Origin of the sequence: Aeromonas sp. LsrichE-8G, from assembly GCF_022869435.1 — a bacterium.
Taxonomy (GTDB): domain Bacteria; phylum Pseudomonadota; class Gammaproteobacteria; order Enterobacterales; family Aeromonadaceae; genus Aeromonas; species Aeromonas caviae.
This window is the reverse complement of the sequence record NZ_JALIHH010000105.1, coordinates 1-11,875: the sequence shown is the minus strand read 5'-3', so window position 1 is coordinate 11,875 and position 11,875 is coordinate 1. Positions and strand designations below refer to the sequence as shown.

The 11,875-nt window shown below is 59.0% G+C and carries 15 protein-coding genes and 2 pseudogenes; 8 read left to right on the top strand and 9 right to left on the bottom strand.

Annotated elements, in window-relative coordinates; all coding sequences use genetic code 11:
- Positions 1–158, bottom strand: a pseudogene (locus MUW49_RS15385) (IS4 family transposase); the annotation flags it as partial.
- 156 nt (positions 159–314) lie between these two features.
- Here MUW49_RS15385 and MUW49_RS15380 point away from each other — a divergent pair.
- From MUW49_RS15380 to MUW49_RS15345, 8 genes are all read left to right on the top strand, one after another.
- On the top strand, positions 315–686 hold the full coding sequence (locus MUW49_RS15380; protein ID WP_004099020.1) for a hypothetical protein: 372 nt from the start codon (positions 315–317) through the stop codon (positions 684–686).
- 317 nt (positions 687–1,003) lie between these two features.
- Positions 1,004–2,272, top strand: a complete 1,269-nt coding sequence (locus tag MUW49_RS15375; protein WP_011191342.1) for an IS4-like element ISApu1 family transposase — start codon at positions 1,004–1,006, stop codon at positions 2,270–2,272.
- Between the two features lie 609 nt (positions 2,273–2,881).
- On the top strand, positions 2,882–3,892 hold the full coding sequence (locus tag MUW49_RS15370) for a zinc-binding alcohol dehydrogenase family protein (protein ID WP_011191343.1): 1,011 nt from the start codon (positions 2,882–2,884) through the stop codon (positions 3,890–3,892).
- 73 nt (positions 3,893–3,965) lie between these two features.
- Positions 3,966–4,397 carry a heme-binding protein gene (locus MUW49_RS15365; protein WP_004357630.1) on the top strand — a complete coding sequence of 144 codons (432 nt, stop codon included), beginning with the start codon at positions 3,966–3,968 and terminating at the stop codon, positions 4,395–4,397.
- A 62-nt stretch (positions 4,398–4,459) separates the two neighbouring features.
- Complete coding sequence (locus tag MUW49_RS15360) at positions 4,460–4,750, top strand: DUF1330 domain-containing protein (protein ID WP_011191344.1); 291 nt, start codon at positions 4,460–4,462, stop codon at positions 4,748–4,750.
- 151 nt (positions 4,751–4,901) lie between these two features.
- Complete coding sequence (locus MUW49_RS15355) at positions 4,902–5,372, top strand: hypothetical protein (protein WP_011191345.1); 471 nt, start codon at positions 4,902–4,904, stop codon at positions 5,370–5,372.
- Between the two features lie 3 nt (positions 5,373–5,375).
- Positions 5,376–5,888 carry a DM13 domain-containing protein gene (locus MUW49_RS15350; protein WP_004357637.1) on the top strand — a complete coding sequence of 171 codons (513 nt, stop codon included), beginning with the start codon at positions 5,376–5,378 and terminating at the stop codon, positions 5,886–5,888.
- Complete coding sequence (locus tag MUW49_RS15345) at positions 5,876–7,147, top strand: MFS transporter (RefSeq protein ID WP_004357638.1); 1,272 nt, start codon at positions 5,876–5,878, stop codon at positions 7,145–7,147. Before MUW49_RS15350 ends, MUW49_RS15345 begins: the two co-directional genes overlap by 13 nt.
- A 30-nt stretch (positions 7,148–7,177) precedes the next feature.
- On the opposite strand, the gene MUW49_RS15340 is transcribed toward MUW49_RS15345, so the two are convergent.
- The 8 genes and pseudogenes from MUW49_RS15340 to MUW49_RS15305 all read right to left on the bottom strand — a co-directional run.
- Positions 7,178–7,606 carry a RidA family protein gene (locus tag MUW49_RS15340; protein WP_018429625.1) on the bottom strand — a complete coding sequence of 143 codons (429 nt, stop codon included), beginning with the start codon at positions 7,604–7,606 and terminating at the stop codon, positions 7,178–7,180.
- A gap of 79 nt (positions 7,607–7,685) precedes the next feature.
- A complete protein-coding gene (locus tag MUW49_RS15335; RefSeq protein ID WP_004099042.1) occupies positions 7,686–8,135 on the bottom strand; it encodes a hypothetical protein in 450 nt (149 codons plus the stop codon).
- 87 nt (positions 8,136–8,222) lie between these two features.
- Positions 8,223–8,795 carry a hypothetical protein gene (locus MUW49_RS15330; RefSeq protein WP_004099040.1) on the bottom strand — a complete coding sequence of 191 codons (573 nt, stop codon included), beginning with the start codon at positions 8,793–8,795 and terminating at the stop codon, positions 8,223–8,225.
- Positions 8,796–8,886: 91 nt separating this feature from the next.
- Positions 8,887–9,855 carry a magnesium and cobalt transport protein CorA gene (locus tag MUW49_RS15325; protein ID WP_018716208.1) on the bottom strand — a complete coding sequence of 323 codons (969 nt, stop codon included), beginning with the start codon at positions 9,853–9,855 and terminating at the stop codon, positions 8,887–8,889.
- A complete protein-coding gene (locus MUW49_RS15320; protein ID WP_004099038.1) occupies positions 9,852–10,556 on the bottom strand; it encodes a glutathione S-transferase N-terminal domain-containing protein in 705 nt (234 codons plus the stop codon). The genes MUW49_RS15325 and MUW49_RS15320 overlap by 4 nt, the downstream gene beginning before the upstream one ends.
- A gap of 137 nt (positions 10,557–10,693) precedes the next feature.
- Positions 10,694–11,233, bottom strand: coding sequence for a peptide-methionine (S)-S-oxide reductase MsrA (msrA, locus tag MUW49_RS15315; protein WP_023294902.1), 540 nt, complete (start codon positions 11,231–11,233; stop codon positions 10,694–10,696).
- 1 nt (position 11,234) lies between these two features.
- Entirely contained in the window at positions 11,235–11,678 is a 444-nt protein-coding gene (gene msrB, locus MUW49_RS15310; protein ID WP_047685449.1) for a peptide-methionine (R)-S-oxide reductase MsrB, read from the bottom strand.
- Positions 11,679–11,734: 56 nt separating this feature from the next.
- A pseudogene (locus MUW49_RS15305) lies at positions 11,735–11,875 on the bottom strand (IS1595 family transposase); the annotation flags it as partial.

Below are 11,875 nucleotides of genomic sequence, written 5' to 3'. Positions count from 1 at the left end.
ACCTTGTCGCAACCAAGCCCTGAGAGCAGAGCCGGGAGTAGTCTCGCAGGCTGGATATCCCGGAGTCGCTGACAAAAACCGGTAAATTTACCGATCCGGTTGAGTTCAGAAGAGCTAAGAAGTTGCTTGAGGTACTGGGTTGCATTTATAATAGTCATGGCTTCGGGCGTGTCGGTTTTTTTTTGCGATTAAATCAGATCACAAACGAAGCCTTTTTTCTATCTATTTCAATTGGTTGTAGCTAAAGATCCTGTACATGACAGGTCACTGCAGCGGCCAAACTGTTGCCACATCTCAGTTCAGGAGGAAACGCAATGACTCAGGAAAGGATCCAGACCCGCTACCCACTCGGCGGCCCCTTCGCCACCCAGGCTGAGCTGGAGCAGGCCATCACCCAGGCCATAACGACCCACAGACAAGATTTCTTCCCTCTGCTGGAACGGCTGGTGGACGTGGGGGACACCCGGGTCAACCTCAGTCAGGAGAACCCGCTGCGGGTGCTCAGCATCGAACTCGCTGACGGCCGTGAAGGAGTGGCCCATATCAACTACGAGTCCAACTTCGCCGAGAGCTGCCTGATTATCAACGAATACGACCAGCACCAGACCAGCCTGGCCTTTCGCCTCGACGGGGATGCACTTATCTTCGACGTCGAACTGCCGATCGCGTGGAATTTCAATAACTGAAGATTCAGCGGTGTAATGCCGCCTGGTTGCTACACCCGGTCAGCCAGCTCCCCTCACCCTAACCCTCTCCCAAAGGGAGAGGGGATCAGCCCGTGCCAACCTCCAGCCGTGGTAGTCACTCCATACTCTGCTGTTATTTCAGGCGCCTGTAATCTTCCCCATATGGCTGTCATCTGAATAGCAATATCCAGCATATAGCCACCATAACCCTCACTCATGTACAGGATCTTTAGCGGCAACCAATTGAAATAGATATAAAAAAGGCTTCGTTTGTGATCTGATTTTATCGCCAAACAAAATCAACACGCGCGAAGCCTATGACTATTATCAACGCTAATTACTATCTGGAGCAACTCTTGGCTCCCGCCGCACTCGAGCGCATTGCTCGGCTCTGCAAGTTTTGTCTGCGTCAGCGTGCCATTACCCCAGCCATGCTCGTACCTGCACTGCTGCGGGCCATGGGAGGCGACCAGGTCAATGACATTGCCGGTTTACACCGCCATTTCAATGCCTTGCAACTGGTAAACACCCATCAGGTTTCTTACAAACCGTTTCACAATCAGCTGCGCAAAGAGAGCTTTGCCCTGTTTATGAAAGCCCTGGTCGAGCGGGCCATCGCCTTGCGTATCGACCATCAACTCAAAGCAGCCTCCCTCGGCGCGTTCAAGCAGGTGTTACTGCACGATGGCACCTCCTTTGCGGTGCATCGGCGCCTTGCTGCTGATTTTCCCGGCCGGTTCAAGACCATCAGTCCGGCAGCTATCGAGTGCCATATGACCATGTCACTGTCGGAGCAGAGCCCGTTGTGCATGAGTGTGTCTGCCGATACCGCAGGGGAACGGCAATTTCTGCCTGAAGCCCACACGCTGACCAACTGCCTGCTGCTGGCTGACGCAGGTTACATTGACAGGGCTTGGTTTGAGCAGGTGAACGACGCTGGCGGATTTTATCTGGTGCGCGGCACGAAAAGCCTGAACCCCAAGATAATCCAAGCCTGGCGCGGTGATGGACGGGAAGTACCCAAGCTGGCGGGACTATCTCTGAGAGAGGCCGGACGGCGACGCTGTCGGGCCGAGGTACTGGATATGGTGGTGAAGTCCGGCCAGGTCGAGTACCGGTTGATCCGGCGCTGGTTTGCTGAGGAAAAGCGGTTCTGTCTGTGGATGACGAACCTACCGCGAGCAGCATGGTCAGCAGAGCAGGTGATGAGCCTGTATCGCTGCCGTTGGCAGGTGGAGTTGTTATTTAAAGAGTGGAAATCGCACAACCGGCTCAAGGGGTTTGTGACGGGCGAGAAAGCGATTGCCGAGGGGTTGGTGTGGACGAGCCTGCTGTCGCTGGTGATGAAGAGACGGGTCGCGCAGAGTGTGATGAGTGGGGCGCTATCGATGCTGAAAGCGTCGAAGAACAGTGCGACGTGGTGGCTACCGCTATTGGAAGCAGTGGCCCATAGGGCGCTGACAGAAATAAGGGAAAGATTGGAATGGGCTGCCGATTATTTGGCCAAGAACGCCTGCCGAACCAAGCAGAGAAAGTCGATACAGAACAGGACCTTGGAAGGCGTTTTAAATGGACTCGCCGCTTAAGGTCCTGTACATGAACCGGCGATTACGTCTGGCGGCAGAGCCGCAGACTGGAAGACGGGAAGTTTCGGCCCTTACGGATGCCCGGAAAACCTTAGCGTACGATTTTTTCCGAATTCTGCGGGCTCCCCTATTAGCGTAGAGAAAAGTGTTGGACCATTTTGAGTCGTGGTTATGCGTGAAGACTATAGCGTCAGTCCAGTATGATTTCCCAATACCCTGTAGCTATAGTTTCGATAGCTTCGAATCGGCATTGCAGGCGTATCCCCGTCAGCGGATTTCGAGCGGACGCCGTCGCTTGCCAACGTTGGTGTGAGACCGGCGGGCGAGATCGCCCCTGCCAACGCGACCGCTGAGAGGTCGACTCCTCAACCGCTTGGGCGCTTATCGCCTCCATCCGGATGCTCACCCGCCGAACAGCAATAAACCGCTATTTTCGATAAACTTCTGAATCCGGCTCCGAGGTATGGAAACTATGTCGTACCGCTATTGGATATGTTGCGCGCATACCTTCATAGTCTGACACGCGAAATCTTTAAATCCTGAGTATATTTCGGAAGAAATTTCGATCTGATCGATAAGACTTCAGGATACAGCAAGCTGGAGACACCGATGAAAGCCGTTGGTTACAAGGTTCCGGGACCCATCGCCGAGGACGCCTCTCTGGTCGACATTGATCTGCCTCGGCCTGTCGCTGAAGGAGGCGATATCCTGGTTGAGGTGAAGGCTGTCTCGGTCAACCCGGTCGACTACAAAATCCGCAGCAGCACGCCGCCCGCTGATGGCGATTGGAAAGTGCTGGGATGGGATGCGGCCGGGATCGTGCAAGAGGTCGGCCCCGACGTGACGCAGTTCGCGGTAGGCGACGAGGTCTATTATGCCGGATCGCTCATAAGGCCTGGCACCAATGCGGAGTTCCATCTCGTCGACGCCCGGATCGTCGGTCGTAAACCCGCGTCGCTCGACTGGGCGGAAGCGGCGGCGCTGCCACTCACGACGTTGACGGCCTGGGAAGCCATGTTCGATCGCCTGGACGTGACGAAGCCCGTTCCCGGGGCGGCGGCGATCCTCATCATCGGTGGTGCGGGTGGGGTCGGGTCGATCGCCATCCAGATCGCTCGACAGCGCACGGATCTCATCGTCATCTCCACCGCCTCTCGGCCGGAAACCCAGGAGTGGGTTAAAGGGCTTGGGGCTCATCATGTCATCGACCACTCTCGGCCGCTCGCGCCACAGATTGCCGAGCTCAACATCGGCGCTCCCGCTTTCGTGTTCTCGACCACGCATACCGAGCAGCATGCATCCGACATCGCCGAACTGATCGCCCCGCAAGGACGGTTCGGATTCATCGACGATCCCAAGGCGCTCGACGTCATGCTGTTCAAGCGCAAGGCAGTGTCGATCCACCACGAGCTGATGTTCACACGGTCGCTCTACGGCACGCCCGACATGGATGAGCAGGGCAAGATCCTCAATTCGCTGGCGGTGCTGGTGGACGACGGCAAAATTCGCACGACGCTAACCGAAAAATTGTCGCCAATTAATGCCGCCAATCTGAAGACGGTGCACGCACTGATCGAAAGTGGCGCGGCAAGAGGCAAGATTGTCCTCGAAGGCTTCTGATGACTGCCACCGCCGAACGTCTTTTCTAACCTCAAGAACGCCGGACGGATTACGCCACGGCGAAGGAAATTTCATGACGAAATCCATTGCCACCGCCTCGATCAACCGCGAAACCGCCGTCGCCCTCATCGACGCGGCGATCGCCGCGGCACGTACAATCGGCATCCCGGCTGCGGTCGCCGTCGTCGACGCCACCGGTAACCTGCGCGCGTTCGAGCGCACTGATGACGCGCCGTTTCTCACCGTCGATGTTGCCATCGACAAGGCTTGGAGTTCCGCCTCGTTTGGGTACCCCACCCATGTCTGGAACGACTATGTTTCGAACGATCCAAAAGTGGCGCCGCTGGCCTATCGCCCCCGGATGGTCGCTGTCGGCGGAGGCTATCCGATCCTGGAAGACGGGAAGTTGATCGGCGGGATCGGCATCTCCGGAGGCAACTATCAGCAGGATCAGGATGCGTGCGTCGAGGCACTCACGAAAATCGGGTTCGAGCTGCCAGCCTGACGACTTTAAGGCCATCGCCAGCGGCGGTGGCCTGCAGATGCGACCTTATGAAAGACTTTAAGATGGAAGCGTTCGTCGTCTTCACCCGCGAAGAAACCACCGATCCGGAAGAACTCGCAACCTATTCTGCAGGCGTCGGCCCATCGTTCGATGGCCACGACGTAACCTTTCTCGCCGCTTATGGCGCGATGGAGCATTTGGAGGGGCCGCCCGTCGAAGGGGCCGTAATTTTGCGGTTCCCGACGATGCAGGCCGCCCGTGATTGGTATCATAGCCCCGCCTACCAAACCATCGCTGCGCACCGTTTTGCCGGTTCCCGCTATCGCGCCTTTGTCATTGAGGGGCGGCGGTGACACACCGACGGAAGAACGGCGGGGCTGGCCACGAGGTATCGGTCGGCGAACTCGCATCCTACAACCTGTAGGGGATCAAGGCGGTGAGGTTCGCGTGCCATCGCCACACGCGACCACTCATCGGACTTCTGCATCGGAATTGGAGGATCAGATGAGCGTCGACGAACGACAAGCCCCCGAGCTGCGGGTGCAGAGATGGATTGGCGCGGATGGAGAAAGCATCGCGCCGCTCAAGCTGTCGGATCTCGGCACCGGCCCGAAAGTCCTCTTCGCCTTCCAGCACTGGTGCCGTGGCTGCCATTTGCATGGATTTCCGACGCTACAAAGGTTGCATGGTGCATTGAGCGCCAAGGGCGTGGGCTTCGCGGTGATCCAGACCGTCTTCGAAGGAGCGGATGAGAACACCTTCGAGAAGCTGCGCGTGAACCAGCTCAAGTATGCGCTTCCTGTCGCGTTCGGTCAGGACGAGCCACCTGCCGGCGCGACGCTTCCCACCTTCATGGAGGACTACCGCACGCGGGGAACGCCCTGGTTCTCCGTGATGGACGCTGGCGGCCGCATCGTATTCTCGGACTTCCATCTCGACGCCGATCAGCTCGTGAAGGGACTGGAGCTGGTGTAACCGATGCGGCGCTGGGTCATCCTGATTGCCACCCATCTCGCGATGCTCGCCATGGGCTTCGCGGGCGGTGTCTACACGCTGCCGATCCTGACCGCCCCCCAGGCCCCGGACGCGGCGGCCTTGCGGACCATCTCAGCCGAGACGCTCTACGCAGGGCGTCTGGCCCGCGATCTCAAAGGCAGCGACCTGCTTCACTGGGGGGAAGGCGAGATCCGGGTCTCGCGCGACCGTATCGCCCATATCGGGCGCCTCGCCCCTGGTCCCGACTACAAGCTCTACCTCGCACCACGTTTCGTCGACACGAAGGAGGCCTTTCTCCTAATCAAGGACAGATCAGTCCGCGTGGGCGATGTGAAGACGTTCAACGGCTTCATCGTCGAGGTGCCTGCCGGCATCGATGTCCGTGACTACAACACGGTCGTCATCTGGTGCGAAGCATTCGACCAGTTCATCAGTGCGGCAGAGTATCAACCCTCAAGTCAGGCCCGAGAACGAGCCCGGCGATGGATACCATGAGGTCGGCGGGCAAGCGCGGCCTCGTTCTCGCGCCGGTGGCGGCGCTGCTGCTGAGCGTCGCCGCTCTGCTGCTGGGCAATGGCCTGCTGAGCACGCTCCTGATCGTGAGAGCCGGTCATAAGGGGTTCTCGACCGGCGCGATCAGCGCGATGATGTCCTTCTATTTCGCGGGTTTCACGATCGGCGCGCTCGTGTTGCCACCGATCATCGTCTCCGTGGGACATGTCAGAACCTTCGCCGGCTTCGCGGCCATTGCCTCGATGACCGCCCTTCTCCATGTGGCGTTCGTGGAGCCGATCGCCTGGATGCCGCTTCGCCTGATTACCGGCTTCGCCTACGCGGGCATGATCCTCGCAACGGAGAGTTGGCTCAACGCCCACGCATTGCCATCCACACGCGGGCAGCTCCTGTCGATATTCGGAGTTGTCTCTATGGGCTCATGGGCAATCGGGCAGGCGTTACTCAACATCGCACCGCCCGCCGACGTGACATTGTTCCTCATCGTGTCGCTGCTGATATCAGCGGCGGTGGTTCCGATCACCTTGCTGCCCAGTCATCCGCCGGCCCAGGTGGAACAGGAATGGGTCGCGTTCAGGGACCTCGTCCTCGTATCACCTCTCGCTGCGGCTGGCGCTTTCCTGGCCGGCCTGGCTATCGGTGGTTTCTGGGGCATGGGCGCGAACTTCGCCCAGAGCATCGGCCTCGATGTGGGCGGTATCTCCGCCTTCATGGCTGCGGTTCTTGGTGGAACGCTCGCCTTCCATTGGCCACTCGGTTGGCTTTCGGATCGAGTGCCCCGGAATCTTGTCATCGCCGGTGCGGCGCTGGCGTCCGCAGCGTCTGCCATCGGCGTAGCGTTGGCGGTGGAAGCGCCTCTGCCGCTGCTCCTTGCGGCAGGTGCGCTGTTCGGCGGCTTTGGCATCCCGATTTATTCGTTGTGTCTCGCCGTCGCAAACGACGATCTTCCGGCCGGTCGGCTACTCGGCACCGCGCGCGGGCTTCTGTTGCTCAACGGGATCGGGACAGCCGCTGGCCCCCTAATAGGAGCAGCTGCAATGAATATCGTCGGCCCTGGCGGCCTGTTCCTTTATGCGGCGGCGTTGCTCACGCTCCTGGCAGTGCTGGCCATCGCCCGCAGGCAGCCGAGGCGCGCCAACCAGGCCAAGGCGGCCCCCCGTTCTCCGAGCACGCCGATGATAACCGGATCTCTCGATACGATGATATGCATGGAGAAGCGGGCGCAGGGCGTGCGGGATTAGCGCGGCACGGCGCCTGCACGAACCGCGGGGTCAGGCGATGATAGCTGTTACGCGAATTTCGATACGCATGGTTGGAAGCCCCAGCGCTTCGATTCCCAACTGCGTCCAGATTGGAGCGCGGTCGGGCATGTAGTGGCGATACAGCTTGGCCATTGTTTCGTTGATCACGGGAGGGAATCCACCGACGTGATAGGAATTGACGTGGACCACATGCGGCCAGCGTGCTCCGGCGGTCGCGAGCGTCCGTTCCACGTTCTTGAACGCCTGCTCGATCTCTTCCTCAATCGACTCCGGAATGACGAGATCGTCGTTCCATCCGCCCTGTCCGGAGATCTCCACGCGGTCACCAATGCGCATTGCCTGAGAATAATGAAGCGCGTCATGCAGGCGCGTCCCGTATCCGGGGGTGATGAAGAATGAAGGTGTTGTCATGAGTTTGCCTTTGATGAGCCAGGTCAACGCGGCTGCAAGTGACCGTATGCATGCAGAAAGAGATGCAGGGCGTTCGGCACTAGCGCGCCGGCTGCGGTGGAGGGCTTTATTCCACGTCTTCTACGGTGAGGTCCCGGCCGTTGAACTGCACGGTCTCCCCGGCTCGGGCACCCTCGATCGCTTCGAAGATCGGCGCCATCGTGGAAATGCCCATGAGCTCACGCCCCTGACAGGTAAACTTGCTCGTTGACACCGCGATCACAAAGTGGCGGCCGGACAGCTTGACGACAGCGCCTTCGTTGACGGCCAACTTGGGGCCGAAATCGATCGTCCTGAGCTTTTCGAGTTTATTGGCGTAGTCATGGAGCGTGTCATCGAGCGCTTCAGCGAAGTCGCTCGCGACCTCGGCCTGAGCTAGTTCGTCGTTTTCGATCGGTTCGCTCCGATCGAGCCGAGCGGTAGAGACATAGTCCAGGTAGTTTTCGCGAGCGCTGTGCAACGCTGCTGTCTCCAGCAAGAGCATAGTTTCTCGTATGTGGTCCTTGTTCCAGTCCATAATCACCTCCTAATTTTCGATGTTCTTAAAGTTCAGCCTGCAGATGTGTGGGCCAGGAAGGCCAGCCTTTCCGGCTAAGCGACACCGCTATTCGTCGCTGATGACGTCTTCGCCCTGGTATGGAACCCTGATCAGCCGAGGATCTCGAATGATGCTCGTGACGAGCCAGACATATTCCTGCTCGGCGGTATCGAAGCCGAGGATGCTGAAGGATTGGCCGAAAGGGCATGGCGGGAAGTCTGGAAAGCCCTCGCGCAGAACGTAACGCTCGGGATCGCTGTGAAACTCGCTCTTGTAGACTTTCCGTAGTCCGTGCTTGCTCGGCGCGTCCTGGTCACCTGCCGGTGCTGTTTCCCGATGCGCCACAAGGCGCTCGGACAAGTCGCGGGGGCAGATTTCGTGGAACACGTCGAAGGCGTCGATCAACAGGCCTTTATGCTCTGTCGCCGGATCGGTGATCGCGTAGATGTTGGAGGCATCTTCGCCGTCGTCCCCGCTCTCGAGGCGCAACGCCGCATCGACGCGAATGCTGCATGCATCGAGGGTTGACCCTAGTTCGAGATCGACGAGATTGCCGTCCTTGACGCGGTATTCGCGGTCATAGCCTTTGGCGATGAATGACTGGACTGCTTCTAGAACGTCGGTCACCTGGGAGGTCATGGAAGCACCTTCATCTTGAACTGGATTGGACACGCTCGCGCACAAAGCGCGCTGTGACTCGGCGGACGGAGAAGCTCGCGAAGTGCGTTACTCATAGCCACTTGGCCTTCTTGAAGCGCATGAATAGGAGAAGGCAGAACACCGCTATCACTCCGAGCACGACGAAGTAGCCATATGGCGTGTCCAGTTCCGGCATGTGCTTGAAGTTCATGCCATATATTCCGGCGATCGCCGTCGGGACCGCCAAGATCGCCGCCCAGGCCGCGAGCTGGCGAGTGACCACACCGATCCTTTGCGCTTCCAGAAGGCTGCTGGCCTCGAAGACCGTGGACAGGACAAGCAGGAGGCCGTCGACCATGGACTGCACGCGGTGGACATGGTCCGCGACGTCGTGGAAATATGGTGTCATTTCGGCGCTGAGGCAGGGAAAGTGGCCGCGAACGAGCTTTCGCACCAGCTCGGCCATAGCCCCGAGCGTGCGCTTGAACCGCGTGAGTTCGGACCTTAGTTCGAAGATTCGCGCCACCTCTTCTGGCCCGAGGAAATCGTGCAGCGACCGTCGCTCCATCGCCAGGACGTCGTCCTCGATCATTTCGAAGATGGGCAGATACTGGTCGACCACTCGGTGCAAGATCGCGTGCAGCACATAGTCGACACCCTTGCCGAACTGCGTCGGCGATGCCTCGAGTTGCTCCCGAAGTTTGCCCAGCGCTCCGGCATTGCCGTGCCGCACGGTGATAAGGTGATTGTGACCGGTGAAGATCGCCATCTTGCCGTAGCTGATCCGGTCGCCGACCAGCTCGGCGGTCTGGGCGACGACGTACAACTCATCGTTGTAGACCTCGAGCTTGGGCGGGCACAGCGGGTGCATGGCGTTGTCGATCGCCAAAGGATGGAGGTTATACGTCGTCTGGATCGCGCTGAGTTCGTCTGCGGTGGGCTCGCTAAGCGCGATCCAGCAGAAGCCCGAGCGATTCTCGTTTAGTTCGACGTGCTCATCGAGCCTGATTTCACGGACTCGCTTACCTTCGTTGTAATAATATGCGGCGATAATGGTCATGCAGGCCTCGCAGGAATTCGCAGGCCACGCTGTACAGCCGGTCGCGCCAGCCCGCGTTCGAGCCATGCCTGCACGTTCGAATAGCTGCTTAGGCCGAGGATGTCGCCCGCTGCGTAGAATTCGACCAGCGCATTCACCCAGCCAAACGTCGCAATGTCCGCGATCGAGTAATCATCGACAATCCATTCGCGGCCCTCCAGCCGGTGATCCAGGACCCCGAGAAGACGCCTGGATTCATCAACAAAGCGCTGCCGAGGTCGCTTGTCCTCATAGTCCTTGCCGGCAAATCGCAGGAAAAAGCCTAGCTGTCCGAAGGTCGGCCCAACGCCCGACACCTGAAAGAACACCCAGGCCAGAGTCTCGTACCGCTGGGCGGGTGTTGTTGAGATGAGCTGCCCCGTCTTGTCGGCCAGATAGATGAGGATCGCACCGGTTTCCCATATGCCAATGGGCTGGCCGTCAGGGCCAGCCGGATCGATGATCGCGGGTATGCGGCCGTTGGGATTCAACGACACGAACGCTGGATCCTTCGACTCGTTGTTCGAGATGTCGACGAAGTGGGGCTCATACGGCAGGCCAGTCTCCTCCAGCATCATCGAGACCTTGACGCCGTTGGGCGTGGGGGCCGCGTATAGTTGCAAGCGATCCGGATAAGATGCTGGCCAGCGCTGCGTGATGGGAAAGGAGGAGAGGTCTGTCATATCTGGATCCTGGCACTGCGACGGCGGCTGACTGGAACGAGCCGTCACTCTGAAGTAGGGTTCGATGACCGCGTCGCTGAACGACGCGGTCACGAAGATTGCGGACCGGACCGGCGCAGTGGCAACGGCAGTGAAGCCTATTCCGCCGCGGTCCCGGCCGCTGGCTGTACGTCGTCAACCTTTTGGCGCTTCGGAAGCACCCAGCCGGGACGGACGAAGTGGCAGGTGTAGCCGCCCGGGTGCTTCTCCAGATAATCCTGGTGATCGGGCTCGGCCTCCCAGAACTCGCCGACCGGCTGGACCTCGGTCACCACTTTGCCATCCCACAGCCCCGAGGCATCCACATCGGCGATCGTATCCTCGGCGACGCGCTTCTGCTCCTCGTCGACATAATAGATGCCCGACCGGTAGGAGAGCCCACGATCATTGCCCTGGCGGTTCAGCGTCGTCGGATCGTGGATCTGGAAGAAGAATTCCAGGATGTTCCGGTAGCTCGTCACTGTCGGGTCGAAGACAATCTCGATCCCCTCGGCATGCGTGCCGTGATTACGATACGTGGCGTTCGGAATATCGCCGCCCGTGTAACCCACACGGGTCGAGATGATGCCGGGCCGCTTGCGGATCAGATCCTGCATGCCCCAGAAACATCCTCCTGCGAGAACAGCGCGCTGATGCATGTTAAGCCTCCTCTACTTGATCGAGATATTCACCGTATCCCTCGGACTCCATCTCGTCGCGCGGGATGAAGCGAAGGGACGCTGAGTTGATGCAGTACCGCAGACCGCCGCGGTCGGAAGGACCATCGGGGAACACATGGCCGAGATGACTGTCTGCGTGTACTGACCTGACCTCCGTCCGGACCATGCCGTGTGCGCTGTCCCGCACCTCCTTCACGTTTGCCGAAACGATCGGCTTGGTGAAGCTGGGCCAGCCAGTACCCGAATCGAACTTGTCCGTCGAAGCGAACAGTGGCTCTCCCGACACTATGTCGACGTAGATGCCAGGCTCCTTGTTGTCGTTGTACTCGCCCGTGAAGGGCCTTTCGGTCCCCGAATCCTGGGTAATCCGGCGTTGCTCGGGGGTCAGGCGGTCAACTGCTGCCTGTGACTTCTCAAACTTCATGATAGTCTCCAATAATTAATCTAGAGAGCTCGACACACTGTCATTTATCTTCCTGATTACCCATGACCCTCAGCCAGCTTCAAGAGCCGATATGGCATCGGAGGGCTTGCCACGACTGCATGCCCCAATTCAACAAACATACTCTTGAGGTCAAAACGATGATTAAACCGGAAGCAGTATTCAGCAAGATGCCTTGG